Raw genomic sequence first — 26,091 nt, forward strand, 5'->3', positions numbered from 1 at the left:
TCGTAAGGATTCTTTCAGCCTCCTTACGACCCCGCCCGCCCCCTACACCCGGACCCCTGCGACCGCAGACGATACGAGCGTCCATCCACAGAAACCTCCGGAGATGACCGATGTTCCGTCTCACCGCAGCAGCCGGATTCGTGTGCGCCGTGGTCCTCGTCGTCAACACCACCCGCCGAGCGGGCTTCCTCCCGGAAACCGCCCTGACCCACGCCATAGCCCCGCTGGCGCCCCTGGCCGGCCTGTTCGCGATCACCGGCTGCTATCTCCTCATCGCCCGTACGGCCGGCCGCCTGGGCCTGATCGGCTTCACCCTCAACGCCGCGGGCCTGGCCGGCGCCTTCGCCGTCGAGTACACCCTGCACTTCGTCTTCCCCGGCCTGGACCGGGCCACGATCGCCACCCTCGTGTCAGGCGGCACGGGCCGCGCCTTCCTGGTGACCTCCGTGCTCCTGCTCGTGGGCGTCCTGACGTTCGCCGCGGCCGCGATCCGCTCACGAGCGCTGCCGGGGGGCGCCGTGGCGTTGTTCGCGGCCGGAATGGTCCCCGGCTCCCTCAGGAACGTGGTCCCCGAGCCGCTCTACCTGCTCGGCCTGGTCGTGGCCGCCGCCGGGGTGGCATGGCTGGCCGTCCGGCTGTGGACGGCCGAGCCGTCCCGCGAGTACGGCCTCGCCACCGCACGCTGAACACGCTGCCGGCACACCGCCCGAAGCGCACCGGCCGCGTCCACACCGCCCGGAGCGAGAGCGGGCATCCCGATCAGAGCGCCGCCCGGATCGCCGTCTGGGCGGCCTCCCGCAGCTGGGCGTGGACGAGGGCGTTGGCCTCCCGCTCCGTCCGCACCTCCACGACCCGCGGACCCTCCCCGCGCAACGCCTTGGCCAGCTCAGAAAGATCGCCGACCAGCGTATAAGGCGTCCCGGTAGCCGCGCAGACATACCCGAGGTCAATCCCGTGAGGCGTGCCGAAGACCCGCTCGAACGGATCCCGCAGGGCCGCCTGCGGCAACAGCGAGAAAATCCCCCCGCCGTCGTTGTTGACCACGACGTAGCACAGATCCGGCCGAGGCTCACGAGGCCCGAGGATGAGCCCGTTCTGGTCATGCAGGAACGACAGGTCGCCCAGCAGCGCGAACGACGGCCCGTTGTGCCCGAGCGCGGCCCCCATGGCCGTGGAGACCAGCCCGTCGATGCCCGAGGCCCCCCGGCTGGCCAGCACCCGGATCCCCCGCCGCGGCCGCATGGCCTGGTCGAGGTCCCGGATCGGCATGGACGAGCCGGTGAACAGCAGCGCCCCGTTGGGCAGCGCGTCCACCAGGTCGCGCGCCAGCCGCGGCTCACTCATGCCGGAGGAGTCGAGCAGGTCGTCGATGGCGGCGCGCGCCGCGGCCTCGGCGCCGCGCCAGGCGTGCAGCCACGTGTCGTCCCCGGAGGCGACGGGAATCTCGACCGCCTGGGCGACCTGGGTGGCCGAGCGCGTCGGGTCCGGCCAGCGGGCCAGGTCGGGCGCGACGACGATGTGCTCCTCGGCGCGCTTCAGCCACGACAGCAGCGGCCGCGACAGCCCCGGGCGGCCGAGGGTCACGACCACGTCGGGCTGGTGGGCGTCGGCGAACTCGGGCGTGCCGAGCAGGAAGTGGTAGGTGGAGATGGCGTGGTCGCCGTAGCGCCCGCTGCCGCTGGGCTCCGACAGCACCGGCCAGCCGGCCATGCCGGCGGCGGCGATGTACCGGCGCACGTTGGCGGCGCCGTCCCCCACCACCAGGACGCCGCGCCGGGTCGGCGGGATGTGCAGGGCGACCGGCGGCGGCGCGACCCGGGCCCGCACCCACGGCCCGTTGGCGTCGCCGTCGAGCGACTCGCACCACGTGGTGTCGCCGTCGGGGATCAGCGGCTCGCGGAAGGCCAGGTTGAGGTGGACGGGACCCGGGTCGGAGGGACCGAGGGCCCGCTGGTAGGCGCGGCAGGCCAGCGACCGCCAGTACGCCACCTGGCCGGGGCGGTCCTCCGGCACGCCGACCTCGGCGAACCAGCGGACGGCCGAGCCGAACAGCTTGATCTGGTCGATGGTCTGGTTGGCGCCGGTGCCGCGCAGCTCGGGCGGGCGGTCGGCCGTCAGCACGAGCAGCGGCACACCCGACTCGCCGGCCTCGATGACGGCCGGGTGGAAGTTGGCGGCGGCCGTACCGGAGGAGCACAGCAGCGCGACCGGCCGCTCGGAGCGCTTGGCCAGGCCCAGCGCGAGGAACGAGGCCGAGCGCTCGTCGATGCGCACGTGCAGGCGGACCCGGGACTCGGCGTGCAGGGCCAGCGCGAGCGGGGCCGAGCGGGAGCCGGGCGCCAGCACGACGTCGGTGAGCCCGCAGCGCACCAGCTCGTCGACCAGCACGGTAGCCAGCGCGGTGGCGGGGTTCACGAAGCAGCCTCCTGCATCCGGCGAAGCCACAAGGGGGATTCGATCTCAAATTCCGACAAAAGCCCAGCATCGACAACCGGGCGGCGAACCTCGATCTCCCCGCCGACCGGCACGAGCGAGTCTTTCACGACATCTCCCGACAACAGGGTCATGGTCCCCAGACCGCACGCGTACGGGAGCTCGGGCAGCGCGGCCGCCAGGGCCAGCCCGGCGGCCAGGCCGATCGAGGTCTCGACCGCGCTGGAGACCACCGCGGGCAGCCCGCACGCCTCCACCACGCGCAGCGCGTTGCGCACCCCGCCCAGCGGCTGCACCTTCACCACCGCGACGTCGGCCGCCTCGGCCGCACGCACCCGCAGCGGATCCTCGGCCCGGCGGATCGACTCGTCGGCGGCGATCGGCACCCCGGCACGCCGGCGCACCCGGGCCAGGTCCTCCAGCGTGGCGCAGGGCTGCTCGGCGTACTCCAGGCCGAAGCGCGACAGCGCCTTCAGCCGCCGCACCGCCTCGTCCACGCTCCAGGCGCCGTTGGCGTCCACGCGGATCCTGCCGGAGGGGCCCAAGGCATCGCGTACCGCCTCCACCCTGGCCATGTCCTCGGCGAAGTCCTGGCCGCGCTCGGCCACCTTCACCTTCGCCGTGCCGCAGCCCGCCCGCCGTACCAGCTCGAAAGCCCGCTCCGGTGGCACGGCGGGCACGGTCGCGTTGACCGGCACCGACGCGCGCACGGGCGCGGGCCAGCCCTCGAAGGCGGCCTCCCGGGCGCAGGCCAGCCACCGGGCGCACTCGCGCGGGCCGTACTCGGGGAACGGCGAGAACTCACCCCAGCCGGCGGGCCCGTGGATCAGCATGCCCTCCCGGGCGCTCTGACCCCGGAAGCGGTCACGCATGGGGATCCGGAAGACGACGGGAGAACGCTCCACGACCCTCCCCGCACTGAATATCCGATCTGTCGCCACTAACCTTACGAGCATGGTGAGCAAAGCGTTGCACGCCCTTGCGCTGCCGCCCGGTCCGCGGTTGTTCGCGGCGATCCGTGAGGCACTGTCCGGCGAAGGGCCCGCGGTGCTCCCGCTTCCCCCGGGCGACGCCGCCGCGACGCTCGCGGCCCTGCGTCCCACCCACCTCGACGGGGTACGGCGGGCCGGCGGCGAAGGCGTGCCCGGCGACGTCGCGGTGGTGATCGCGACCAGCGGCAGCACCGGCGTGCCGAAGGGCGTGATGCTCGGCGCCGAGGCGTTGCGGGCCTCGGCACGGGCGTCGCTGCGCAGGCTGGAGGCGGTCAAGGGCGAGCGGTGGCTGTGCTGCCTGCCGCCGTCGCACGTGTCGGGGCTGCAGGTGCTGGTCCGGGCGATGCTCAGCGACAGCGAGCCGGTCATCCACGACGGGTTCGACCCCGGGGCGGTGCTGTCGTCGGGCGCCGAGCACGTCTCGCTGGTGCCGACTCAGCTGCACCGGCTCGCCGAGCGCAGGGCGAACCTGTCGGTCTTCCGCACCATCCTGCTGGGCGGCGCGGCGCCCCGCCCCGGCCTGCTGGAGGAGGCCCGGGCACTCGGCGCCCGGATCGTCACGACGTACGGGATGAGCGAGACCAGCGGCGGCTGCGTGTACGACGGCCGGCCCCTTTACGATGTAGATCTCAAAATCGGCGGCGACGGCCGCATCCGGATCGCCGGGCCCGTCCTGTTCTCCGGCTACCGCTTCGGCGCCGCGCCGTTCGAGGACGGCTGGTTCGTCACCTCCGACCTCGGCGAACTGCACGCCGGGCGGCTGCGCGTGCTCGGCCGGGCCGACGACGTCATCAACACCGGCGGCGAGAAGGTCGTGGCCGGGGTCGTGGCCGCCGTGCTCGGCTCGCACCCGGAGGTCGCCGACGTGGCCGTCATCGGCTCCCCCGACCCCGAATGGGGCGAGCGCGTCGTGGCCGTCGTGGTGCCCGCCGACGCCGGCCGCCCGCCCACGCTGGCCCAGTTGCGCGCCTACGCCAAAGACCGGCTGCCGCCCCACGCCGCCCCCCGCGAACTGCGGCTTCTCACCAGCCTTCCGCTCCTTCCGAATGGAAAGACCGATCTCGCCATGTTGCGGACCGGAACCTGACAGGGCCCGGCTGCGTCATAGGTGGCGAGAGACAGTAGGGAGCCTTCATGAACCAGACCCGCAAGATGTGGGCGTCCGCGGCGGCCGTCGGCGTCATCCTCGTCGGAGGCGCAACCGTCGCGGCAGCCGCTTCGGCGGGCCGGGTCGAACAGGCCCGCGCGGAGACCCAGGCGAAGATCCGGGAGTCCGCGCCCAAACCCACGCCCACCCCCACCTCCACGGACGGGTTCGTGGTCTCCGAGGAGATCAACCCCGACCCGGGCAAGGTCCTGGACTACTGGACCGAGCAGCGCATGGAGAGCGCGGAACCCATGCCGATGCCCGAGGTCGAGGTCGGACCGGCGGATTCATTCGAACTGGCGGAGTAATTCCGCAGGGTGTGGGGTGGATCGCATTGTCCGCGGTTCACCCTTTTTTGCTCGTCCGGGAACAAACGGCGGCGAATGACGTTATTGATACTGGTGCGCTGAGCGGTCACACACCCGCCCCACCACAATCTGCCTGATCGCTTCGACTCCGTATGGAGGAGGTGTCCTCATGCCCAGAACCGCCGTGGCGGCCCCGCCCGCGACCCTCGACCAGCTCCTTGACCGAGGGCGAGCTCAGGGTCACCTTTCTCTCGCGGAGCTGCGCGACGCGTTCGCGCACGCCGGCATCAGCCCTGCCGAGGGCCGATCCATCCTGCGCGAGCTGACCGAGGCCGGCGTCAGCCTGGCCGCGGAGAACGAGCCTGCCCTGACCGCCAAGGCGAGGAAGGCTCCCGCCGCGAAGAAGACCACAGCTCCGAAGAAGAGCACCGCCACCAAGAAGACTACAAAGGCTGTCAAGGAGACCGCCGGACCGCCGGCCGCCGAGCCCGGAACCGACGACGAGCCCGACGAGCTGACCCTGGCCGCCTCGGCCGAGGAGAGCGACGAGGACGTCGACCTGGAGCAGGAGCCGCTCGACCTCGACGACAACCAGTCCGTCATGGGCGACTCGGTGCACACCTACCTCAAGTCGATCGGCCGCCGCACGCTGCTGACCGCCGCCGAGGAGGTCGAGCTCGCCCGCCGTATCGAGGCCGGGCTGTACGCCGAGTACAAGCTCGACGACGACAACTGTCCCGTGGCGATGCGCGACGACCTGGAAATGGTCGCCGAGGACGGCCGCCGCGCCAAGGACCACATGCTCGAGGCCAACCTGCGCCTGGTCGTCTCCGTCGCCAAGAAGTACACCGACCGCGGCATGTCGCTGCTGGACGTCGTCCAGGAGGGCAACCTCGGCCTGATCCGCGCCGTGGAGAAGTTCGACTACACCAAGGGCTTCAAGTTCTCCACCTACGCCATGTGGTGGATCCGGCAGGCCATTCAGCGCGGCTTCGCCGACTCGGCCCGCACGATCCGCCTGCCCGTCCACGTGCTGGAGATGCTGTCGAAGCTCTCCCGCATCGAGCGCGACATGCACCAGCGCCTGGGCCGCGAACCCACGCCGGAAGAGCTCGCGGTGGAGCTGGACAAGACTCCCGACCAGATCGAGGAGCTCCTGCGCACCAGCCGCCAGCCCATCTCGCTCAACGCCACCATCGGCGAGGACGGCGAGACCACCATCGGCGACCTCATCGAGGACGTCGACTCCCCCGAGGCATCCGAGATCGTCGACCGCCAGCTCCTGGGCGACCAGCTCCGCGGCGTCCTGGAGAACCTGTCGCCGCGCGAGTCCAAGATCATGGCCCTGCGCTTCGGCCTGGTGGACGGCAAGCCGCACACCCTTGACGAGATCGGCAAGCACCTCGGCCTCACCCGGGAGCGGATCCGGCAGCTGGAGAAGGAATCCCTGTCCAAGCTCCGCCACCCCAGCAACACCCGGCCCCTGCTCGACTGGGCCAGCTGAGAACCGCGCCCGGCGCCCACCAGGACGCCGGGCGATCCCCTTTCCAGGGTTCACAGGGGTACTGGACAGCAGCAAAACGGGCGGACGCACTACTGTGAGGTGACCAAGCGGGCACCCCCTGGAGGAGAGCACCGAATGAGGCCACGCGCCCGAGCCCTGCCCATCTCCCTAGACGGCGCCACGGGCGCCCACAACGCCATCACCGACGTCCCCGGCGTGGAGGTCGGCTACGTGACCCTGACCGAGGGCACCGCCCGCACCGGTGTCACGGCGATCCTCCCGCGTGGCCGCGACGGGGTCGGCACCCCGTGCGCGGCGGGCGTCCACTCGCTCAACGGCAACGGCGAGATGACCGGCGTGACCTGGATCGAGGAGAGCGGCGCCCTGACCCTCCCGGTCACCATCACCAACACCCACGCCGTCGGTACCGTGCACCGGGGCGTGATCGATTGGGTGGCGGACAAGCATCCGGCGCTGGCCGAGGAGTGGCTGCTGCCCGTGGTGGCCGAGACGTGGGACGGCTACCTCAACGACATCAACGCCCCCCACGTCCGCCCCGAGCACGCCGGCCAGGCGATCGACGCGGCCGCCGGCGGCACCCCCGCGGAGGGCAGCGTGGGCGGCGGCACCGGCATGAACTGCTACGGCTTCAAGGGCGGCTCGGGCACGTCCTCACGCGTGGTGGAGTACGTGGACCGCTCCTACACGGTGGGCGCGTTCGTGCAGGCGAACTTCGGCAGCCGGGCCGAGCTGACCGTGGCCGGCAACCGGGTGGGCCCGGCGCTCATGGACGACAACCCGATGGCCGCGCGCACGCGGGAGGGCGCCGGTTCGGTGATCGTGGTGGTGGCCACCGACGCGCCCCTGCTGCCCGGCCAGTGCAAGGCGCTGGCGCGCCGGGTGCCGCTCGGCCTGGCCAGGACGGGCACCACGGGCAGCCACTTCTCCGGCGACATCTTCCTGGCCTTCTCCACGGCCAACGAGGGCGCGCTGACCAGCGGATTCGCCGCCGGAGAGGACTATGAGGCGCTGCGTTTCGTGCCGTGGGGCCGCATGGACCGCTTCTACGACGCGGTGGTGCAGGCGGTGGAGGAGGCGGTGCTCAACGCGCTGACGGCCGCCGAGGACACCGTCGGCCGCGACGGCCACCGCTCCCCCGGCCTGCCCCTGGAGCGCCTCACGGACCTGCTGACGCGCGCGAGCTGAACCACCCCGGCAGCGCTCAGTACGAGGACGGGACCGGCCGGGGCAGCCGCGGGATGCCCCACAGCCGGTTCTCCTCGCGCAGCGTGCGCAGCCGCTCGACCTCGGCCGACCACTCGGCCCCCGCGGGCGTGGCCTTGGCCTTACGGCGGGCGATGCGGTCGTCGTAAGCCTTGACGCCGAACGTGGCCCGCTGCCCGGCCTCGGCCCCGCGCAGCGCCTCGGTGAGCGCCTTGTCGAACGCCTGCCCGGCCGCCATCAGCTCGAGGTCGTCGGCCTGGGCGGCGCGCAGGTCGCGCACCGTCCGCTCCGCCTCGCGAGCCTTGCCCAGGAGCTCGGGGAAGGTCTTGGAGATCTCGATGTCCGCGTGGTAGCGCACCTCGGCCTCACGGCTCACCCGGGGACGGAAAAACGCCATCGACTCTTCCCTTTCTCACTGCTGCGTTCCAGGCGTAGCGTACGCCGTCGCGGGACACGGCCAGTAATCGGACCCGCCCGCTCGCCTTTACAGTGTAGATTTTCTGCTATGCCCGCGAAGCGACCGCCCGTGCCCCTGTCACGTGAGCGCATCATCGACGCCGCGTTGCACATCGCCGACAGCCAGGGCCTGCGCAGGCTGACCATGCGCCGTCTCGGGGACGCCCTGGAGGTGGAGGCCATGGCCATCTACCACCACCTGCCCCGCGGCAAGGAGGCGCTCATGGACGCGCTGGCCGAGCACGTCACCGCGGTTCAGGTCGAGGCGGCGCCCACCTGGCAGGAGACGGCCAAGGCGTGGTGCCGGGCGAGCCGGGAGGCGCTGCGCGACCATCCGGGCGTGCTCGCGCTGGCGCTGACCAAGCCCCCCAAAGGGGCTACCACGCTGGCGATCCGGGAGCAGGTCGAGCAGCTCACCGACGCCGGCCTGCCCGGGGCCGCCGAGGCGGTCCGCACGATGCGCGCCTTCGTGTTCGGCAGCGTCGCGGTCGAGGTGCAGCAGTCCGGATGGGCCGATCCCGAGGTCGACACGTGGACGCGGCGCGACGTGCAGGCCGACGCCGACTTCGAGCGCGGATTGGCCGCTCTCATCAAGGGACTGCAAATTTAGGCGGCGTGTCGCGCTTGGACCGTTATCCTACTTAGTACACGCTGTGTCGTAGGTCACAGGATCCGTCTGGGGCACCCTCCCCTAACCGCCCGAACGGGCTATGTCGGTTTGTGTGATCCACGTCGCAAACTTGCTAGAAACGAACAAGCCCGAGCCGCTCCCCCGCAGACAGTGTGCGCGGGAGCCATCCACGAGATATCGGAGGCACGCCGATGTGCCCGCACGACCCGGTCTGTCCGTCTGCCGAGGCGCCTGACCGCGAGGCAGCACGCACCCTCGCCAGCCACCCCGAGCAGGGGTGGAGCCTTCTCTGCAACGGCGTGGTCCTGTTCGAGGACACCGGTGAGCTGCTGCCGAGCGGTATGGTCATCGCCCCCCACCGCCCTGCAGTCGGCGCGGCCTGACGACCGCAACGGCTCGCACGGGGGCTACATGTAGCGCGCGAGCCAGCGGGCGACCGTCTCGCCCACCACCACGGGGTTCTTCTTCAGATCATGTCCCTCTCCCGGCAGCACGACCAGCTCAGCGGCGTCTGCCGGGTCCGGCACCCCGAACGGGTCCCGGTCGCCGTTGATCACCAGCACGTCCACCCCGGCCCCGCGCAGTTCATCGGCCCTGGAACGTTCCGGCCTGCCGGGCGGATGCAGGGGGAAGGCCAGCGCCACCGCCGCGGCCGCGCCGGCCGCCCGGGCGGTACGGCAGGCCACCCGCGCTCCGTTGCTGCGCCCGCCCTGCACCAGCGGCAGCCCCGGATAGCGGGCGCGCAGCGCCGCGACGACCGCCTCCCATGCCTCGTCCTGCCTGTCGGGCGAGCCCGGCGCCCTGGCCCCGGCCAGCCGGAACGGCTGCGTCACCCGGGCCACCGTCGCCCCCGCCGCCAGCGCATGGTCCCGGACGGCCAGCAGGTCGGGCGCGTCCACCGTGCCGGCCGAGCCGTGGGTGAGCACGAGCAGGAGCCCCGCCCGCGCCGCCTCGTCGATCTCGGCCCGCGCCGGACCGCGCGGGGTGGTGATCTCCATGGTCCCCCACCGTACTCGGGGAGGAGACGGAGGTGGCTCTCAGGTTGGATGACGGCGAGTCCCCGGAGGGAGACAATCTCCCCTATGGCAGACATGCGTCCCCTCCGTGAGGAACTCCAGGCGACCCTCGACGCCCGGCGTGATCTCGGCCCCGAATACGAACAGGCTCTGGTGGACTCCTTCATCGAGCGGCTCGACACGACCATCGCCGCCCGCGTGCGGGCCGAGGTGGACTCCTACGGCCCGCCGCCCGGCCGCAAGCAGAAGTCACGCGGCGGCGAGATGATCCCCATCGCGCTGGGCTCGCTGGGCCTGGGCATCCCGCTGACGGCCATCGCCGGCAGCGCCGCGGAGGAACTGGGCCTCATCCTGGCCTGGGTCTCGATCATCGTCGTCAACCTGGTGGCCGCGATGGCCATCAGCCGCCGGGGCTGAGCGTGCCGCGCCCGAGGCGCAGCCGTACCTCGTCGGCGAGCGCCGCGTCGGCGTGGTTGAGGCCGTAACTCCACACCTGCTCGGCGTCATCGTCACGCCCGCGCAACGGGAGCGTGCGGGCCAGCAACTCGATGGCCAGAGCACTGGTGCCGGGGTCCTCGCCCTCCTCGATGGCGCCGGCGAACTCGGCGCAGGCCAGCTCCAGATGCGCGATGCCGAGCTGCACGCGCAGCCTGGGCACCTCCGTCTCGGGGGCCTCGGCCAGCGCCTCCAGCAGCGTGTCGGCGGCCTCTCCCGGCTCACCGCGGTAGAGCAGCAGCTCGGCGAGCTGCTGCGCGGCGCGCGCGCCCAGGTGGGGGTCGCCGATGCCGATCGCGGCGCGCAGCTCCAGCTCGGCGCCGTCGAGGTCGTCCCGGCGTACGGCCAGCCGCGCCAGCCCCAGGTGGGCGAGCACGGCGTACTCCGGCACGCCCGTGCCCAGCGCCGCCTGCCAGGCGCCCCTGGCCTGGTCGTCGCGCTCGTCGCGCTCGAAGCCCTGGGCGAGGTGACAGGCGGCCTGCGCGCCGTACTCGGGATGGCCGGTGGCCAGCGCCACCCGTGCGGCGGCCCGCGCGCCCTCGGCGTCGCCCCGCTGCTCCAGGACGACCGCCAGCCCGACGGCGGCCTGCGCCCGGTGCGGGCCGTCCGGGTCGGCCGCCAGCTCCGACAGGATGGCCGCCGCGCCGTCGAGGTCGCCGCCCTCGGCCAGCCGCCGGGCGTGTTCCAGCGGGGATGCGTCGACGTCTGGGGGTGTCAAGGCGGCTCCTTCGAACGTTGATCACCTGAGCCTAACGACTGGATGCGATCAACGTCTCGCAACTCGCGCGTCCCGCTCTATCCCTGATGGACACGCTCTTGTTGCCCGCTGCCCGAGGGCGACGTCCTCCGGGCCCGGAGGACGTCGCCGCCGGGTTCTCAGTCCTCGTACGCCTCCAGCGGCGGGCAGGCGCACACCAGGTTGCGGTCGCCGTATGCCTGGTCGATGCGGCGCACCGGCACCCAGTACTTCCCGTCGCGCAGCGAGCCGACCGGGTAGGCCGCCTCGGCGCGGGTGTAGGGGTGGGTCCAGGTGTCGGAGGTGAGCGCCTCGGCCGTGTGGGGGGCGTTGCGCAGCGGGTTGTCGGTGCTGTCGTAGGCCCCGGAGGCCACCTTGGCGATCTCGCCCCGGATGGCGATCATCGCCTCGGCGAAGCGGTCGAGCTCGGCGAGGTCCTCGCTCTCGGTCGGCTCGATCATCAGCGTCCCGGCGACCGGGAAGGACATCGTGGGCGCGTGGAAGCCGTAGTCGATGAGGCGCTTGGCCACGTCGTCCACGGTGACTCCGGTGTCCTTGGTGATCTGGCGCAGGTCGATGATGCACTCGTGGGCGACCAGGCCGCCGCGGCCGGTGTACAGGACCGGGTAGTGCGGGGCCAGGCGGCGGGCCAGGTAGTTGGCCGACAGGATCGCCTGCTCGGTGGCCGACTTCAGCCCCTCGCCGCCCATCATCCTGATGTAGGCCCAGGAGATGGGCAGGATGCCGGCCGAGCCGTACGGCGCCGCCGAGACCGGGCCGACGGGCGAGCCGTTCTGCAGGGCGTGGCCGGGCAGGTAGGCGGCGAGGTGGGCGCGGACGGCGACCGGGCCGACGCCGGGGCCGCCGCCGCCGTGCGGGATGCAGAAGGTCTTGTGCAGGTTCAGGTGGGAGACGTCGGCGCCGAACTCGCCGGGCTTGGCCAGGCCGACGAGGGCGTTGAGGTTGGCGCCGTCGACGTAGACCTGGCCGCCGGCCTCGTGGATCTTGGCGCAGACCTCGGTGATGGTCTCCTCGTACACGCCGTGCGTGGACGGATAGGTGACCATGATCGCGGCCAGGGCGTCGCGGTGCTTGGCGATCTTGACGTCGAGGTCGGCGAGGTCCACGTTGCCGTCGTCGTCGCAGGCGACCACGACCACCCGCATGCCGGCCATGACGGCGCTGGCGGCGTTGGTGCCGTGGGCCGAGGACGGGATGAGGCAGACGTCGCGGGCGGTGTCGCCGTTGGCGCGGTGGTAGGCGCGGATGGCCAGCAGGCCGGCGAACTCGCCCTGGGAGCCGGCGTTGGGCTGGATGGAGACGGCGTCGTAGCCGGTCACCTCGGCCAGCCAGGACTCCAGGGTGCCGATGAGCTCCAGGTAGCCCTCGGTCTGCTCGGCCGGGGCGTAGGGGTGCACGGCGGCGAACTCGGGCCAGGTGACGGGCTCCATCTCCGTGGTGGCGTTGAGCTTCATCGTGCAGGAGCCGAGCGGGATCATCGAGCGGTCCAGCGCGATGTCCTTGTCCTGGAGCTTGCGCAGGTAGCGCAGCATCGCGGTCTCGGAGCGGTGGCTGTGGAAGACCGGGTGGGTGAGGTAGTCGTCCTCGCGGCCCAGCGCGGCGGGCAGCGCGGACTCCTCGGCCAGGGCCGGCAGCTCGGCCGGGACGCCGAAGGCGGCGGCCACCTGCTCCAGGTGGGCCAGCTCGGTCTTCTCGTCGCAGGAGATCGAGACGTGGTCGGCGTCGGCCTGCCAGAGGTTGACGCCGCGGGCCGCGGCCTCGGCGACGATCCGGGCGGCGTCGCCGGGCACGCGGGCGGTCACGGTGTCGAAGAAGTTCGCGTGCACGACCTCGACCCGGCCGGCGCGCAGCACCTCGGCCAGCGTCACCGCATGCGCGTGGGTACGGCGGGCGATCCGGCGCAGCCCCTCGGGGCCGTGGTAGACGGCGTACATGCCGGCGATGACGGCCAGCAGCACCTGGGCGGTGCAGATGTTGGAGGTGGCCTTCTCCCGCCGGATGTGCTGCTCGCGGGTCTGCAGGGCCAGGCGGTAGGCGGGGCCGCCGTCGGCGTCGACCGAGACGCCCACCAGGCGGCCGGGCATCTGCCGCTGCAGGCCCTCGCGCACCGACATGTAGGCGGCGTGCGGGCCGCCGAAGCCGAACGGCACGCCGAGGCGCTGGGAGGAGCCGATCGCGATGTCGGCGCCGAGCGAGCCGGGCGAGGCCAGGAGGGTGAGCGCGAGCAGGTCGGCGGCGGCGACCACGAGGGCGCCGGCGGCGTGCGCGCGCTCGGCGACGGCGCGGAAGTCGCGCACGCGGCCGGAGGCGCCGGGATACTGCACCAGCACGCCGAAACACGCGGGCAGCTCGCCCGCGAAGTCGCTCTCGACCAGCTCGATGCCGAGGGGCTCGGCGCGGGTGGCCAGCACCGCCTTGGTCTGCGGCAGGGCGTCGGCGTCGACGACGAAGACGTTGCTCTTCGCCTTGCCGGCGCGGCGGGCCAGCGTCATGGCCTCGGCGGCGGCCGTACCCTCGTCGAGCAGGGACGCGCCCGCGACGTCGAGGCCGGTGAGGTCGGAGACGACCGTCTGGAAGTTGAGCAGCGCCTCCAGGCGGCCCTGGGAGATCTCGGGCTGGTAGGGCGTGTAGGCGGTGTACCAGCCGGGGTTCTCCAGCAGGTTGCGGCGGATCACCGCGGGGGTGATCGTGTCGTAGTAGCCCAGGCCGATCATCGAGGTGAGGACCCGGTTACGGCCGGCCAGCGCGCGCAGTTCGGCGATGACCTCGCTCTCGCTCGCGGCGACCGGCAGCTTCAGCTGGTCCTTGGCCCGGATGGCCTCGGGCACCGCCACCGCCACCAGGTCGGCGACCGACTCGAAGCCGACGGCCTCCAGCATGCGCTGCTGCTCGTCGGCCGAGGGCCCGATGTGCCGGGTGGAGAACGGGGGTGGTGTCAGGTCGGTCATGAGGGTGCCCTCCCGAGGCTTGGAGACCGGGCGTGCGCGGTGGCCGGATCTCCCCCTCTGTCATGGGACCTGAGAGCTTCACCCCCACGCTCGGGGCTTGCACCGTCGGTGAGGCGCACCTGGCGGGCACGCCTGCTTTCCAGAGTTGCCTCACCCAAGCGGTACCGGTTGCCTGAGAGATTCCGGGGAGGGTTGCTCCTTCGGCGCCCCGGCTCCGGCGCGCGGCCGGATCCGGAGACTCTCCCGCATGGGGTCGTCAGCCTTCGGGACCTAGGTTACTACCCGATGCGGCGCGCGCGCCTCCGCCGCGCCAGTTCGTCCGCGGGGTGGTCGGCCGGATCGTCGTCACCGGCCGCCGCTCTTTCCCCCGGCAGCTCCGCCAGCGATCCCTCGACTTCCCGCCAGACCCGGCCCAGCGCGATGCCGAACACACCCTGGCCGCCCTGCAGGAGGTCGATGACCTCGTCGGCGGAGGTGCACTCGTAGACGCTGACGCCGTCGCTCATGAGCGTGATCTGCGCGAGGTCGGCGACGCCGCGATCGCGCAGATGCTGCACGGCGGTGCGGATCTGCTGGAGTGAGACACCGGTGTCGAGCAGTCGTTTGACGACCTTCAGCACCAGGATGTCGCGGAAGCTGTACAGGCGCTGCGAGCCGGAGCCCTGGGCGGCCCTTATCGTGGGCTCGACCAGGCCGGTTCGCGCCCAGTAGTCCAGCTGCCTGTAGGTGATGCCGGCCGCCGCACAGGCCGTCGGGCCGCGGTAGCCGATGTCACCCGGAAGCGCCGCGGGGGCGTCGTCGAAGAGCAGGCCCTGCTCTCCGGCACGCTGCCGCGCGCTCTCGCGCCGCACCGGATCTTCCTGGCCGGCCGTCTTTCCCTCGCCGCTGCTGACCGCCACGCGGACCTCCGGCTTTCTCTCATCCCGCGGCCTGATCTGGGGGTTCGCAACGCGCGACCACGGGTTTCACTTGCACCGTAGGACCGTGACCAAGCGCAGTCAACGATCCGGCTCGGCGCGTCGTGAAGCGTAAATGCACTGAAATACCTACCCCGCCCTGCCGAAGTCTTCGGGCGTGATCGTGTCAAGGAACGCCTTGAACTTCTCCACCTCGTCCTCCTGGTCGTCGGGGATGATCACACCGGCCTCCTGCACGACCTCCTCGCTGGCGAAGATGCGCGCCCCGGTGCGCAGGGCCAGGGCGATGGAGTCGGACGGCCTGGCGGACACCTCGACGCCGTTGGAGAAGACCAGATCGGCGAAGAAGATGCCGTCACGCAGGGCGACGATGTTGACCGCGCGCAGGCCCACGCCGAGCGCGCTGAGCACATCGCGGAACAGGTCGTGGGTGAGGGGCCGCGGCGGCGGCTCCTCGGCCTGAGCGAGCGCGATCGCGGTCGCCTCGGTCATCCCAATCCAAATCGGCAGGAACCGCTCACCGTGTGCCTCCTTGAGCAAGACGATCGGCTGATTTGTGGGCATTTCAACGCGAACGCCCACTACCTCCATCTGCAACACGGGCTGCTCCGTATCCGACACCTGACCGCTCTTATGCTTTTCAACGTAACACCCGGCGGACCCCGAAGGGCGCGCCGGTGGCCCATCATCGGCCCAGCACACTCCGCACGCCCGTACGCAGCAGGGCCGCGTGCAGATCGAGCAGGAGGGCGGACAGCTCCCTGGCCACCTCATCGGCCTCCCCGATCGCCCCGGGCTTGCGGCGCTTGAGGATGGGGGCCACGGTCTGCTCGACCAGCCCGGCCTCCCGCTCGGCCGCCGCCCTGACCGCCCGGAGGTGGCGGGCGTGCAACCCGAAACGGGCCAGCGCCCCGACGCTGCGCGCGATCTTAAGCGCGTCCTCGTCGTAGCGCCGCGCCGTCGGGGCCAGCAGGCCGTAATCCTCCAGCTCGGTGAGGGTCTCCTCGTCCAGCCCCGCCGCCTCCAGGAGCTCGGCACGGCTGAGCCGTACCTCCTGAGCGTCCTGGACGGCATGCGGCCGGCCGAACGATTCGGCCATCTTATCCTTGATCACACGCAGCGGGAGATAGTGATCGCGCTGCTCGCGCAGAATGAAGCGCAGCTGCTCCACGTTCAGGTGCGAGAACTTGCGATAACCGGACGGGCTGCGCTCGGGCTCGATGAGCCCCTCTCCCTCGAGAAAACGGATCTTGGAGATCGTCACGTCGGGGAACTCGGCGCGCAGCAGGCCGAGCACCTCCCCGATGCTCATGTGCGAGCGGGCCGCCTGAGAGGTCATCCCGCGAGGGCGGTCCGCATCAGGAACACCAGCCGGAACTTGCCGATCTGCACCTCGTCGCCGGAGTGCAGCGGAACCTCCTCGATGCGCTCGCGGTTGACGTAGGTGCCGTTGAGGCTGCCCACGTCGCGCACGGAGAACGCGCCGCCCGGGTGGCGGTAGAACTCCACGTGCCTGCGCGAGACGGTGATGTCGTCGAGGAAGATGTCGCTCTCCGGGTGGCGCCCGGTCGTCGTCATCTCCTTGTCCAGCCGGAAGCGGCTGCCGACGTTGGGGCCTCTGGTGACCGTGAGCAGCGCGGTGCCCGGAGGCAGCTGCTCCACCAGGGCCCGCTCGGCGAGCATGAACTCACCGGTCTCCGCCTCGTACGCCTCGATTCCCGCGACCGAGATGGTCGACGTGGTGTCCCCGGCGACCTCCGGTCTGGTCAGCGGTGACCCACAGCGGGAGCAGAAACGGGCATCCTCGGGGTTGGCGTGCCCGCACTGCGTGCAGTAGACGCTCGGCATCGATCGGCTCGGCCTCCTACCGCGAAGTCGCGGCAACGGTGCTCGGGGCGCGCCTCGCTTCGCTCTTCAAGTTTGCGAATGCCGCAACTTACGCTGATCAGCGGGAAAGGTCAAGGCGGGGCGCCAGAGGACAGGTTTGGACGGTGACAAAGCTACCGCCGAGCCCGCCTCAAGGTCCATGCCGCCGCGCGGCCTTTCTGTCACGTTCCGGATGCCTGCTCGACGATTCTGGCCCAGCGCTCCAGCAGCGCCTGGGCCGAGTCCACGTCCGCCGCCTCGGCCCACAGGTCGGTGACGGGCTCGGTGGCGGCCGGCAGGACCAGCGCCCAGCTGCCGTCCGGGGCGGCCAGCCGTACGCCGTCGGTGGTGTCGATGCGGTAGTCCTCGCCGCTGGCCTCGGCGGCCTCGATCACCGAGCGCATCACCGCGCCCTTGGCCGCCCACGGCGTGGGGACGGTGCGCTTGAGCAGGCGGGCCTCGGGGATGCGGGCGTCGATCTGGCTGAGCGACAGGCGGGTGCGCGAGACCAGGCCGAGCAGGCGCATGAAGGCGGCCAGGCCGTCCACGGCGGGGCTGAACTCGGGGACGATGAAGCCGCCGCGGCCGTCGCCGGCGAAGATCAGGTCCTCGGCGACGGCGGCGGAGGTGAGGGCGTCGGTGGAGGTGGAGGTCCACTCGACCTGGACGCCGTGGAAGCGGCACACCTGCTCGGCGACGCGGGTGGTGGTGACGGGCAGCGCCACCCGGCCGCGGCGGCGCTCGGCGGCGACCAGGTCGAGCACGACGAGCAGGGCGCGCTCCTCGCCGATGAGCTGGCCCATCTCGTCCACGAGGGCGATGCGCTCGCCCATGGGGTCGATGCGCACGCCGAAGGCGGCCCGCGCCGAGCTGACCAGTTCGGCCAGGCGCTGGAGGTCGCGGCGGCGCTCGGCGAGCGTCTCGGTGGGCGAGGCGTCGTCCAGGCGGGCGTTGACGGTCAGGACCTCCACGTCGATCCGGCCCAGAAGCGTGGGCAGGACCAGGGTGGAGGTGCCGCCCGCGCAGTCGACGACGACCTTCATGCCGCGCACGCCGGTCATGTCCACGCAGGCCAGCAGCTCGTGGGCGTAGTCCTCGACGGCCCTGGCCGGGTAGCGCAGCTCGGCGATCTCGCCGGGGAAGGCGCGGCGGAACTCCTGGCGCGAGAAGACGCGCTCCAGCTTGCGCTGGGCGGCCGGGGGGAGGTCGGCGCCGCGCTGGTCCATGAAGACGATGTCGACGCTCTGGGGGTCGCCCGGGGTGGTGCGCAGGGCGATGCCGCCCGCCGCCGCCTCGCGGGAGGTGTGGAAGCGGGCCACGGGCAGCGGGGCGGCCTCGAGGTCCAGGACGTTGATCGCGCTGGCCGTCAGGGCGCCGATGACGGCCCTCTTGAGCGCCCTGGCGGCCAGGGAGGAGTCGCGGGCGGTGACCACCCGCTCGCCCTTCTTGAGGGTCGTGGCGTAGGCGCTGGCCAGCCGTACGCACAGCTCCGGGGTGATCTCGACGTTGACCAGGCCGCTGACGCCGCGGGGGCCGAACAGGCTGCGCTGGCCGCGTGACTCCCAGATGACGCTGGTGTTGACGACGGCGCCGGCCTCGATCGTCTTGAACGGGTAGACGCGCACGCCGCTGGAGACGTACGCCTCTGCCTCGATGACGCAGTCGTCGCCGATGACGGCGTTCTCCTCGACGCGGGCGCCGGTCATCAGGTCGGTGCCCTTGCCGATGACGCAGCCGCGCAGGTGGGTGGCGGGGCCGAGGTAGACGTTGTCGTGCAGGACCGCGCGGTGCAGGAAGGCGCCCTCGCGCACGAGCGCGTTGTTGCCGACGACGGTGTACTCGCGCAGCTCGGCGCCGGCCTCGATCTTGGCGTACTCGCCGACGAGTAAGGGGCCCTTCAGGACGGCGTCGGGGTCGACCGTGGCCGACTCCGCGACCCAGACGCCCGGGGAGCGCTCGAAGCCGCCGATGTCGAGCTGCACGCGGCCGGACAGGGCGTCGGCCTGGGCTTTGAGGTAACTCTCGTGGGTGCCGACGTCCTCCCAGTAGCCCTCGGCCACGTAGCCGAAGATGGGGGCGCCGCGGTTGAGCAGGCGGGGGAAGACGTCGGCGGACCAGTCCACGGCCTCGCCGTCGGCGACCTCGTCGAGGACCTCCGGTTCCATGACGTAGATGCCGGTGTTGACGGTGTCGGAGAAGACCTGGCCCCATGTGGGTTTTTCGAGGAAGCGCTGGATGCGGCCGTTCTCGTCGACGATGATGATCCCGAACTCGAGCGGATTGGGGACGCGCTTCAGGCCGATGGTGACAAGTGCCGAATTTTCACGATGGAAGCGGATCATGTCGGATAAGTCGATATCCGTCAGGGCATCGCCGGAAATGACGAGGAAGCGGTCGTCGCGGAGCCGGTCGGCGGCGTTCTTGACGCTGCCCGCGGTGCCGAGCGGGAGGTCCTCGGTGGCGTAGTGGAGGTTCATGCCGAGCTCGTCGCCGTCGCCGAAGTAGTTACGCACGAGAGCCGCGAGGAATTGCACGGTCACCACGGTCTCGGTCAGGCCGTGCCGCTTGAGCAGGCGCAGCACGTGCTCCATGATCGGGCGGTTGACCACCGGCAGCAGGGGTTTGGGCTGGTTGGCGGTCATCGGGCGCAGCCGAGTGCCTTCCCCGCCCGCCATCACGACCGCCTTCACCCGATCACTCCTTCCTAGCCTCCTTGGCAAGCTGGCGCACCTGTACCACATACAGCACCCCTGCCCACCAGTACAGGCCCGTTCCCCAGAGGGCGAAGGCCCAGCCGGTAATACGGGCAATATCCGCATACCACCCAGAGTGGGAGGCAAGGAAGAGCAGCGGGAAGGCGTACATCAGGTTGAACATCGCGGCCTTGCCCAGGAAATGCACCTGGAGTGCCCGGTAACCGTGTTTGCGGAGGACAGGGATGAAACACGCGACGAAGAGTTCCCTGCCCAGCACGAGCGCCACCAGCCACCACGGGATCACCTCGCGCAGCAGCAACCCGATGATCGTGGCGAACACGTAGAGCTTGTCGGCCGCCGGGTCGATGATCCGGCCCAGGCGGCTCGTCTGGTTGAACGCCCTGGCGATCTTGCCGTCGAGCCAGTCCGTGAACCCGGCCACCATGAGCAGCCCGATGGCCCACGCGTCCGCCCTCGGCCCCAGGACCAGCCAGAGGAACACCGGGACGCCGAGGAGGCGCAGGAAGCTCAGCAGGTTCGGAACCGTCCAGATCCGATCCTCGGCGGAAGTTTCGCTCACGCTGTGACCCTACTGTGTCGGGTTGTCCTCCCACGCGAGCGCGCGCCACCGGCCTGTACGGCCCCGCCGTGCACCCGGTGCGACCATCCGCACGCCTCCTTGGGGAACCGGGCCTGCCCACGAGGGAACCGGTTTGGGGACGGCCCGAGGGGCCTGCCCAGGGGTTTGCGGGCCCGCTGGAAGCTCTGCGGGGTCGGTGCGGAGTGCCCCCACGGCAGGGCCGCCTGGGACGGGCTGCCGCGATCAAGGGGGTGCCCAGGGTGATGGGCTGCCCGGGCAGAGTGGTGGGCCGGAGATGAGCGACCCCAAGGGCTTGGGTTCAGGAGGGAACCGGGCCGAGCAGGGCCCGGGGTCAGGTGGAGCCGATGCGGGCAGGGCCCGGGTCAGGCCGACCCGATCCGGGCAGGGTCGGGTCCTGGGGGCGGCTCTGCCGTACCCCCTGAGGTCAGGAGGCGGCGCGGGCGGCCTTGAGGAAGGCGCGGATGAGGGCGGAGTCCTTGACCCCGCGCGCGACCTCGACGCCGCTGGAGACGTCCACCCCCCACGGGCGGGCCGCGGCGATGGCGGCGGCCACGTTGCCGGGGGCCAGGCCGCCCGCCAGCAGCCACTGGCCGGAGGCGCGCGGGCGGACGGCGGCCCAGTCCCAGGGTTCGCCCGCGCCCGCCCTGGGCGCGTCGACCAGCAGGAGGTCCTCGTCGTAGGCGCCGCAGCGCAGGTCGGCGCCCGCGTCGACGGCCCGCACGAGCGTGCGGCCCAGGTCCTTCAGCGCGGTGAAGTCGGAGTGCGGGTGGTCGCCGTGCAGCTGGATGGCGCGCACCCCGGCGGTGATCGCGGCGGCGCGGACGGTGTCCGGGTCCTCGCCCTTGAAGACGCCCACGGTGAGCACGTGGGGCGGCACGAGGGCGGCGAGCTCGGCGGCCCTCTCGGGGGCGATGCGGCGGGAGCTGGTCGTCAGGATGAAGCCGATCGCGTCGGCGCCCGCCTCGACGGCGGTCCGGACGTGCTCTTCTTGGCTCAGGCCGCAGATCTTCACAAACACGCTTACCAGGCTACGGCACTCGGTGAGAGAGCCCTCATGAACGCCTCATGAACGGATAATCGCCGGCCGCGACGCTCGTGGTCGTGACAAGGACGATGATCGCCGCGCTTCTCAGCGCCCTGGCCGTGACCGCCGTCGTGATGTGGACGAAAGGGCTCGGGCTCCACGGGAAGATCACGCTGGCGGTGTTCGGGGTGGCCACCGTCCTGTGGGTGGTGACGAGGCTGGACGACACGCTCGTCGCCCTGGGCGCCGGGCTGGCGCTGGTGGTGTCGGGGGTGTTGCCGGCCGACACGTTCTTCGGGGCGCTCGGGGAGCCCACCGTGTGGCTGCTCATCTGCGCCTTCGTGATCGCGGCCGGGGTGTCGGCCTCGGGGCTGGCGGCGCGGTGCACGGCGTGGCTGGTCTCGCGGGCGCGCACGGTGCGGCGGCTGGTGCATCTGACGACGGCCGCCCTGGTGGTCAGCGCCTTCGCGGTGCCGGCCACGTCGGGGCGGGCGGCGCTGGCGGTGCCGGTCTTCCTGGCGCTGGCCAAGGTGCTGGAGGGGCGGCGCCGGGTGGTGGTGGCGCTGGCGCTGGTGTTCCCGAGCGTCATCCTGCTGTCGGCCGTGGCGTCCTTGATCGGCGCGGGGGCTCATCTCATCACGGTCGAGATGGTGTTCCAGGCGACCGGCGAGCGGATCGGGTTCGCGCACTGGCTGCTGCTCGGGCTGCCGCTGGCGGTGGTCTCCTCGCACCTGGCCGCCGAGCTGGTGCTGCTCATGGTGACCCGGCGGGCCGACCGGCGCGAGCCGGTCGCCGTGGACGCCGAGGCGGTGGGCGAGGCCACCGGCGTCGGCGTGAGCGGGCCGCTCGACGGGGCGCAGCGGCGCTCGGCCGTGCTGCTCGGCGTGGTCGTGCTGCTGTGGTGCGCCGAGCCGCTGCACGGCGTCTCCCCCGCCGTGGTGGCCTTCGTGGGGGCCGTGCTGACCGCCGCGCCCAAGGCCGGGACGATCACGATGAACAAGGCGCTGGCCACCGTGCCCTGGGCGATGCTCATGCTCATGGCCGCCACGATGGCCCTGGGCGTGGCCATGACCACGTCCGGGGCGGCGGCGTGGCTCGGCGGCGGGCTGTTCGGGTTCCGGGTGGCCGAGTGGCAGTTCCTCGCCGCCGTGATCGGCGTCAGCACCCTGGCCCACCTGCTGCTGCAGTCGCGCTCGGCGCGCTCCAGCGTGCTGGTCCCGCTCGTCGTCACCGCCGCCGCCGGGATCGGGGTCTCACCCGCCGCCGCGGCCTTCGCCTCCACGGCCGCGGCCGGGTTCTGCCACACCCTGCCCGCCTCGGCCAAGCCCGTCGCGCTCTTCCACCGCATCGAGGACGCGCCCACCTACACCTCCCGCCACCTGCTGGCCCTGTCGGCGGTGCTCGCGCCGCTGACCGCGGGGCTGGTGCTCCTGTTCGCTCTGACGATCTGGCCGGTTCTCGGCCTGCCGTACTGAAGGATGATCATGCGTATTCTCATCGCCCCCAGTGGTTTCAAGGAGTCCCTGAGCGCGGGGACGGTCGCCGCGGCCATCGCCCGTGGGGTGCGCCGCGTGCTGCCGTTCGCGCGCACCGAGTCGCTCCCCCTGGTCGACGGGGGTGAGGGCTCGGCCGCCGCGCTGGCCGAGGCGCTGGGCGGGCGGCTGGTGCCCCGCACGACGACCGGTCCGGTCGGCGATCCCGTGGCCGCGCACCTGGCGCTGCTGCCCGATGGGACGGCCGTGGTGGAGATGGCCGCGACGGCCGGGCTGCGCCTGGTGCCGCGTGATCGGCGCGACCCCGGGCTGACCACCACCTACGGCGTCGGCGAGCTGATCGCCGCGGCGCTCGATCACGGCGTGCGGCGCGTGCTGGTCGGCTGCGGCGACTCCGGCACCTCCGACGGCGGCGCGGGCGCGCTCACCGCGCTCGGCGCGCGGCTGCTGGACGCCGGCGGGCGCGAGCTGCCCCCGGGTGGTACGGCGCTGGCCCGCCTCGACCGGATCGACGCCTCCGGGCTCGACCCGCGGCTGTCCGCCGTCGAGCTGCTGGTGGCGTGCAATCCCTGCAACGTGCTGTGCGGGCCCAACGGGGTGGCGCGGGTGTTCGGGCCGCAGAAGGGGGCCACGCCCGAGCGGGTGGCCGAGCTGGCGGCCGCGCTGGAGCGGTGGGCGGAGATCCTGGAACGCGACGTGCTCCCGCATCGGGGCGCGGAGCTCGGGGCCGGAGAGCTGCGGACGGCGCCGGGCAGCGGGGCCTCCGGCGGGCTCGGAGCCGGGCTGGCGGCGGTGGGCGGGCGGCTGCTGCCCCGGTTCGAGGTGCTGCTCGGCCACGTGGACCTGGACGCGCGGATCGCCGCCGCCGACCTGGTCATCACCGCCGAGGGCGCCATCGACGCCCAGACGCCGTCGGGCAAGATCCCGGCCGAGGTGGCGCGGCGGGCCAAAAGGTACGGCAAGCCGGTGCTGGCCCTGGCCGGGACGATCGGCGCCGGCGCCGGCCAGGTGCACGCGGCGGGCATCGACGCCTTCGAGAGCATCGTGCCCGGGCCCATGCGGCTGGCCGAGGCGATCGACGGCGGCGAGGAGTTCCTGGTGGATGCGGCCGAGCGGGCGCTGCGCATGGTGATGGTCGGCGCCCGCCTGGCACAGGCGGCCCGTCCCCGGTGGCGGGCCGAGTCCCCGGACGCCGCGGCGGCCCGCCGTACCGGGAGGGTCAGGGGGATGGTCGCGTGATCGGGCGGAACTCCGCGTCCACGAGCCCCATCCGGTGGGCCACCACCGCCGCCTGGATGCGGTTGCGCAGCCCCAGCTTCTCCATCACCGCGCCCACGTGCGTCTTGACCGTCGTCACCCCCACGTGCAGCGACTCGGCGATCTCGTTGTTGGACAGCCCGGAGCCCAGGAGGGTCAGCACGTCGAGTTCCCGGTCGGTCAGGTGGGCGGGCGGGGCGGCCTCGCTGCGGACGTCCTCGGCGGCCAGCGCGCGCTCCATCACCCTGCGCAGCACCGAGGGCGCCAGCAGCGGCTCCCCGACCGCGGCGCGGCGCACCGCGTCCACCATGCGCTCCGGCTCGTCGTCCTTGACCAGGAAGCCCAGCGCCCCGGCCCGCAGGGCGGCGTAGACGTTGGAGTCCTCGGCGAAGGTGGTCAGCACGACGATGCGGGCCGCCGGGTCGGCCTTGAGGATGCGCCGGGCCGCCTCCAGGCCGTCGACCCTGGGCATGCGCAGGTCCATGAGGATGACGTCGGGCCGGTGCCGCATGGCCTGCCGTACGGCCTCGGCGCCGTCGTCGGCCTCGCCGACGACCTCCATGCCGCCGGCGGCCTGCAGGAGCATGCGGACGCCGGCGCGGACCAGGGCCTGGTCGTCGGCGATCAGGACGCGGATCATGCGGCGCTCCCCCGGGCGCCGGGCAGCGTGGCGCTGAGCAGCCAGCCGCCCTCGCCGTCGGGGCCGGCGGTCAGCGCGCCGCCGAGGGCCCGCACGCGCTCGCGCATCCCGGCCAGGCCCTGGCCGGAGGAGGGCAGCGGCTCGCGGACGGTGGGCGGCGGGCCGTTGCGTACCTCGACCGACAGTCCGCCGGGGGTGCGCGCCGGGGTGAGTCGGACGTTCACGCGGGTGCCGGGGCCGGCGTGTTTGAGCACGTTGGTCAGTCCTTCTTGGACGATGCGGGCAGCGGAGGCGCGGGCCACCAGCGACGCCTGTTCGGCGGCGGGGTCCACGTCGAGTTTGACGACCAGGCCGGCGGCGGCCACGCGCTCGGCCGACTCCCTGACCACGTCGGCGGGGTCGGCGGGCAGGTCGGGCTGGCGGTCGGGGTCGCGCAGCAGGTCGAGCAGGCCGCGCAGGTCCTGGAGGGCCTGGTGGCCGGTCTCGCGGATGTCGGCGAGCGCGTCGGCGACGGGGCCGTCGGGCGCGGCGTAGCGGGCGGCGCCCGCCCTCAGCACCATGGCGCCGACGTGGTGGGCGACGATGTCGTGCACCTCGCGGGCGATGCGCTCGCGCTCGGCGAGCTGGTCGGCGCGCACCTGGGCCACGGCCAGGCGGGCCGACTCGCGGGCGCGCAGCCGCTCGGCCGCCTGCGCCTCCTGGCGGGCGCCGATGTAGCGGCCGATGGCCACGGGCGTGACGACCATGGCCATGAGCATGACCGCGCGGATCGGGGTGGTCTCGACGCCGGGCTCGACCACGGCCATGGCGCCGAGCAGGCAGGCGGCCAGGTAGACGACGGTGGTCCACATCCACGAGGCCACCCGCATCGCGAACACGCCGATGGAGATGAACACCAGCAGCATGCTGGTGTTGACCACCTGCGGCAGGTAGGTGTCCGCGGCCATCAGCAGCAGCCCCTGCAGCAGGAAGACGATGCCGGGCAGGCGGCGGGCGATGCCCAGCGACAGCCCGGCGGTCACCGCCAGCAGGCCGGTCACCCAGACGGGCTGCGGGGCCGCGTGCCAGCTCGTCCAGGTGGTGAGGACGGCGTAGGCGACGCCGCCGGCCGCCAGCAGCACGTCCGGCGTGATGGTGCGCTCCTCCAGCCGTACGGCGGGGCGGCGCAGATAGGCGCCGAGCAGGGCGGGGAACAACGCGATCCCCACCGAGTACATCCACGCGGTGGAGGTGAGCGCCACCCCCGGGTCGGCGATGTTGAACGCGCTGGCCAGCGCCCCGGCGGCCACGCTCAGCACCGTCCACGGCCACTCGGTGCGGTAGGCGGCGGCGCCGAGGGCGGCGCACAGCAGCATCTGCGCGGAGTTGGAGGTGAACGACCCGATCTGGTCGGTGTAGACGAGAAACGCCGACAGGTAAAAGACGACGGGCACCGGCCAGTGGCGCACGAACCCCATCGGCGCCCCGACCAGCACCGCGAACAGCGCCACCGACAGGGCGGGCTGGGCGTCCCAGGCCGGCGCCTTGCCGGAGAGCAGCAGGTCCAGGCTGATACCGGAGGCGGCCAGGAGCACATCGAGCGGCACGCCCCGCCATCGCCATCGCATGGACAAACGCTATCCCCGAAGCCCAGGTGGCCGGTCATCCCAACGGAGGACCGCCTCTCCTCCAAGTGGCCGGAAGAAT

25 protein-coding genes and 1 riboswitch are annotated in these 26,091 nt (G+C 72.4%); of the genes, 10 read left to right on the forward strand and 15 right to left on the reverse strand.

Going from position 1 to position 26,091, the window contains the following annotated elements; genetic code table 11:
• The first annotated feature begins 110 nt into the window (after window positions 1-110).
• Window positions 111-686, forward strand: a complete 576-nt coding sequence (locus FVE25_RS47335; RefSeq protein WP_157254108.1) for a hypothetical protein — start codon at window positions 111-113, stop codon at window positions 684-686.
• Between the two features lie 73 nt (window positions 687-759).
• Here FVE25_RS47335 and menD read toward each other — a convergent pair whose 3' ends face one another.
• Together menD and FVE25_RS47345 are read right to left on the reverse strand one after the other, a co-directional pair.
• The gene (menD, locus tag FVE25_RS47340; RefSeq protein WP_157254109.1) at window positions 760-2,415 is read right to left on the reverse strand and encodes a 2-succinyl-5-enolpyruvyl-6-hydroxy-3-cyclohexene-1-carboxylic-acid synthase; all 1,656 of its coding nucleotides are present in this window, start codon (window positions 2,413-2,415) and stop codon (window positions 760-762) included.
• Window positions 2,412-3,338, reverse strand: a complete 927-nt coding sequence (locus tag FVE25_RS47345) for an o-succinylbenzoate synthase (RefSeq protein ID WP_281367979.1) — start codon at window positions 3,336-3,338, stop codon at window positions 2,412-2,414. The genes menD and FVE25_RS47345 overlap by 4 nt, the downstream gene beginning before the upstream one ends.
• A gap of 49 nt (window positions 3,339-3,387) precedes the next feature.
• On the opposite strand from FVE25_RS47345, the gene FVE25_RS47350 reads away from it, so the two are divergent.
• The 4 genes from FVE25_RS47350 (at window position 3,388) to FVE25_RS47365 (ending at window position 7,590) form a co-directional block, all read left to right on the forward strand.
• On the forward strand, window positions 3,388-4,512 hold the full coding sequence (locus tag FVE25_RS47350) for an AMP-binding protein (protein ID WP_157254111.1): 1,125 nt from the start codon (window positions 3,388-3,390) through the stop codon (window positions 4,510-4,512).
• Window positions 4,513-4,559: 47 nt separating this feature from the next.
• Window positions 4,560-4,880: a hypothetical protein gene (locus tag FVE25_RS47355; protein WP_157254112.1), complete on the forward strand. Its 321-nt coding sequence runs from the start codon at window positions 4,560-4,562 to the stop codon at window positions 4,878-4,880.
• Between the two features lie 169 nt (window positions 4,881-5,049).
• On the forward strand, window positions 5,050-6,384 hold the full coding sequence (locus tag FVE25_RS47360) for an RNA polymerase sigma factor (RefSeq protein ID WP_157254113.1): 1,335 nt from the start codon (window positions 5,050-5,052) through the stop codon (window positions 6,382-6,384).
• A 135-nt stretch (window positions 6,385-6,519) separates the two neighbouring features.
• A complete protein-coding gene (locus FVE25_RS47365; RefSeq protein WP_157254114.1) occupies window positions 6,520-7,590 on the forward strand; it encodes a DmpA family aminopeptidase in 1,071 nt (356 codons plus the stop codon).
• Between the two features lie 16 nt (window positions 7,591-7,606).
• Here the strand turns inward: FVE25_RS47365 and FVE25_RS47370 are convergent, their stop codons facing one another.
• Window positions 7,607-8,005: a hypothetical protein gene (locus FVE25_RS47370; protein WP_157254115.1), complete on the reverse strand. Its 399-nt coding sequence runs from the start codon at window positions 8,003-8,005 to the stop codon at window positions 7,607-7,609.
• A gap of 108 nt (window positions 8,006-8,113) precedes the next feature.
• Between FVE25_RS47370 and FVE25_RS47375 the strand changes: the two genes are divergently transcribed.
• Complete coding sequence (locus FVE25_RS47375; RefSeq protein WP_157254116.1) at window positions 8,114-8,674, forward strand: TetR/AcrR family transcriptional regulator C-terminal domain-containing protein; 561 nt, start codon at window positions 8,114-8,116, stop codon at window positions 8,672-8,674.
• A 212-nt stretch (window positions 8,675-8,886) separates the two neighbouring features.
• Window positions 8,887-9,078 (forward strand): DUF5999 family protein, encoded by a 192-nt coding sequence (locus FVE25_RS54740; protein WP_157254117.1) that lies wholly within the window; start codon window positions 8,887-8,889, stop codon window positions 9,076-9,078.
• 24 nt (window positions 9,079-9,102) lie between these two features.
• Here the strand turns inward: FVE25_RS54740 and FVE25_RS47385 are convergent, their stop codons facing one another.
• Complete coding sequence (locus FVE25_RS47385) at window positions 9,103-9,693, reverse strand: alpha/beta hydrolase family protein (protein WP_157254118.1); 591 nt, start codon at window positions 9,691-9,693, stop codon at window positions 9,103-9,105.
• Between the two features lie 84 nt (window positions 9,694-9,777).
• Here FVE25_RS47385 and FVE25_RS47390 point away from each other — a divergent pair, with 84 nt between their 5' ends.
• Window positions 9,778-10,128, forward strand: coding sequence for a hypothetical protein (locus tag FVE25_RS47390; protein ID WP_219825971.1), 351 nt, complete (start codon window positions 9,778-9,780; stop codon window positions 10,126-10,128).
• Here the strand turns inward: FVE25_RS47390 and FVE25_RS47395 are convergent.
• The 9 genes from FVE25_RS47395 to FVE25_RS47435 form a co-directional block, all read right to left on the reverse strand.
• Entirely contained in the window at window positions 10,112-10,924 is an 813-nt protein-coding gene (locus tag FVE25_RS47395; protein ID WP_157254120.1) for a tetratricopeptide repeat protein, read from the reverse strand. The genes FVE25_RS47390 and FVE25_RS47395 overlap by 17 nt on opposite strands.
• A gap of 158 nt (window positions 10,925-11,082) precedes the next feature.
• Window positions 11,083-13,911 carry an aminomethyl-transferring glycine dehydrogenase gene (gene gcvP / locus FVE25_RS47400; RefSeq protein ID WP_157254121.1) on the reverse strand — a complete coding sequence of 943 codons (2,829 nt, stop codon included), beginning with the start codon at window positions 13,909-13,911 and terminating at the stop codon, window positions 11,083-11,085.
• A gap of 149 nt (window positions 13,912-14,060) precedes the next feature.
• Window positions 14,061-14,167: riboswitch (glycine riboswitch) on the reverse strand.
• A 22-nt stretch (window positions 14,168-14,189) separates the two neighbouring features.
• Window positions 14,190-14,810 carry a MerR family transcriptional regulator gene (locus FVE25_RS47405; protein WP_157254122.1) on the reverse strand — a complete coding sequence of 207 codons (621 nt, stop codon included), beginning with the start codon at window positions 14,808-14,810 and terminating at the stop codon, window positions 14,190-14,192.
• 147 nt (window positions 14,811-14,957) lie between these two features.
• Entirely contained in the window at window positions 14,958-15,428 is a 471-nt protein-coding gene (locus tag FVE25_RS47410; RefSeq protein ID WP_157254123.1) for a bifunctional nuclease family protein, read from the reverse strand.
• Between the two features lie 85 nt (window positions 15,429-15,513).
• Window positions 15,514-16,167, reverse strand: a complete 654-nt coding sequence (gene ftsR / locus FVE25_RS47415) for a transcriptional regulator FtsR (RefSeq protein WP_181019942.1) — start codon at window positions 16,165-16,167, stop codon at window positions 15,514-15,516.
• A complete protein-coding gene (locus tag FVE25_RS47420) occupies window positions 16,164-16,676 on the reverse strand; it encodes a double zinc ribbon and FHA domain-containing protein (RefSeq protein WP_157254124.1) in 513 nt (170 codons plus the stop codon). Before FVE25_RS47420 ends, ftsR begins: the two co-directional genes overlap by 4 nt.
• Window positions 16,677-16,876: 200 nt before the next feature.
• The gene (locus FVE25_RS47425; RefSeq protein WP_157254125.1) at window positions 16,877-19,384 is read right to left on the reverse strand and encodes a mannose-1-phosphate guanyltransferase; all 2,508 of its coding nucleotides are present in this window, start codon (window positions 19,382-19,384) and stop codon (window positions 16,877-16,879) included.
• Window positions 19,385-19,388: 4 nt separating this feature from the next.
• Entirely contained in the window at window positions 19,389-19,970 is a 582-nt protein-coding gene (clsA, locus tag FVE25_RS47430; RefSeq protein ID WP_157254126.1) for a cardiolipin synthase ClsA, read from the reverse strand.
• A gap of 445 nt (window positions 19,971-20,415) precedes the next feature.
• Entirely contained in the window at window positions 20,416-21,009 is a 594-nt protein-coding gene (locus FVE25_RS47435; RefSeq protein WP_157254127.1) for a phosphoribosylanthranilate isomerase, read from the reverse strand.
• 83 nt (window positions 21,010-21,092) lie between these two features.
• Here FVE25_RS47435 and FVE25_RS47440 point away from each other — a divergent pair, with 83 nt between their 5' ends.
• Together FVE25_RS47440 and FVE25_RS47445 are read left to right on the forward strand one after the other, a co-directional pair.
• A complete protein-coding gene (locus FVE25_RS47440; RefSeq protein ID WP_219825972.1) occupies window positions 21,093-22,490 on the forward strand; it encodes an SLC13 family permease in 1,398 nt (465 codons plus the stop codon).
• A gap of 9 nt (window positions 22,491-22,499) precedes the next feature.
• Window positions 22,500-23,747, forward strand: coding sequence for a glycerate kinase (locus FVE25_RS47445; protein WP_246268617.1), 1,248 nt, complete (start codon window positions 22,500-22,502; stop codon window positions 23,745-23,747).
• On the opposite strand, the gene FVE25_RS47450 is transcribed toward FVE25_RS47445, so the two are convergent.
• Together FVE25_RS47450 and FVE25_RS47455 are read right to left on the reverse strand one after the other, a co-directional pair.
• Complete coding sequence (locus FVE25_RS47450; protein WP_157254129.1) at window positions 23,728-24,405, reverse strand: response regulator; 678 nt, start codon at window positions 24,403-24,405, stop codon at window positions 23,728-23,730. The genes FVE25_RS47445 and FVE25_RS47450 overlap by 20 nt on opposite strands.
• Complete coding sequence (locus FVE25_RS47455; RefSeq protein WP_246268618.1) at window positions 24,402-26,012, reverse strand: sensor histidine kinase; 1,611 nt, start codon at window positions 26,010-26,012, stop codon at window positions 24,402-24,404. Before FVE25_RS47455 ends, FVE25_RS47450 begins: the two co-directional genes overlap by 4 nt.
• Between the last annotated feature and the right edge of the window lie 79 nt (window positions 26,013-26,091).

Origin of the sequence: Nonomuraea typhae, from assembly GCF_009760925.1 — a bacterium.
Taxonomy (GTDB): domain Bacteria; phylum Actinomycetota; class Actinomycetes; order Streptosporangiales; family Streptosporangiaceae; genus Nonomuraea; species Nonomuraea typhae.

Bases quoted from the DNA above. Each gene is read 5' to 3' on its own strand.
- FVE25_RS47445 (WP_246268617.1), top strand. From the start codon at position 22,500: ATGCGTATTCTCATCGCCCCCAGTGGTTTCAAGGAGTCCCTGAGCGCG.
- FVE25_RS54740 (WP_157254117.1), top strand. From the start codon at position 8,887: ATGTGCCCGCACGACCCGGTCTGTCCGTCTGCCGAGGCGCCTGACCGC.
- FVE25_RS47390 (WP_219825971.1), top strand. From the start codon at position 9,778: ATGGCAGACATGCGTCCCCTCCGTGAGGAACTCCAGGCGACCCTCGAC.
- FVE25_RS47360 (WP_157254113.1), top strand. From the start codon at position 5,050: ATGCCCAGAACCGCCGTGGCGGCCCCGCCCGCGACCCTCGACCAGCTC.
- FVE25_RS47335 (WP_157254108.1), top strand. From the start codon at position 111: ATGTTCCGTCTCACCGCAGCAGCCGGATTCGTGTGCGCCGTGGTCCTC.
- FVE25_RS47365 (WP_157254114.1), top strand. From the start codon at position 6,520: ATGAGGCCACGCGCCCGAGCCCTGCCCATCTCCCTAGACGGCGCCACG.
- FVE25_RS47455 (WP_246268618.1), bottom strand. From the start codon at position 26,012: ATGCGATGGCGATGGCGGGGCGTGCCGCTCGATGTGCTCCTGGCCGCC.
- FVE25_RS47385 (WP_157254118.1), bottom strand. From the start codon at position 9,693: ATGGAGATCACCACCCCGCGCGGTCCGGCGCGGGCCGAGATCGACGAG.
- FVE25_RS47375 (WP_157254116.1), top strand. From the start codon at position 8,114: ATGCCCGCGAAGCGACCGCCCGTGCCCCTGTCACGTGAGCGCATCATC.
- FVE25_RS47350 (WP_157254111.1), top strand. From the start codon at position 3,388: ATGGTGAGCAAAGCGTTGCACGCCCTTGCGCTGCCGCCCGGTCCGCGG.
- FVE25_RS47370 (WP_157254115.1), bottom strand. From the start codon at position 8,005: ATGGCGTTTTTCCGTCCCCGGGTGAGCCGTGAGGCCGAGGTGCGCTAC.
- FVE25_RS47355 (WP_157254112.1), top strand. From the start codon at position 4,560: ATGAACCAGACCCGCAAGATGTGGGCGTCCGCGGCGGCCGTCGGCGTC.
- FVE25_RS47450 (WP_157254129.1), bottom strand. From the start codon at position 24,405: ATGATCCGCGTCCTGATCGCCGACGACCAGGCCCTGGTCCGCGCCGGC.
- gcvP (WP_157254121.1), bottom strand. From the start codon at position 13,911: ATGACCGACCTGACACCACCCCCGTTCTCCACCCGGCACATCGGGCCC.
- FVE25_RS47420 (WP_157254124.1), bottom strand. From the start codon at position 16,676: ATGCCGAGCGTCTACTGCACGCAGTGCGGGCACGCCAACCCCGAGGAT.
- ftsR (WP_181019942.1), bottom strand. From the start codon at position 16,167: ATGACCTCTCAGGCGGCCCGCTCGCACATGAGCATCGGGGAGGTGCTC.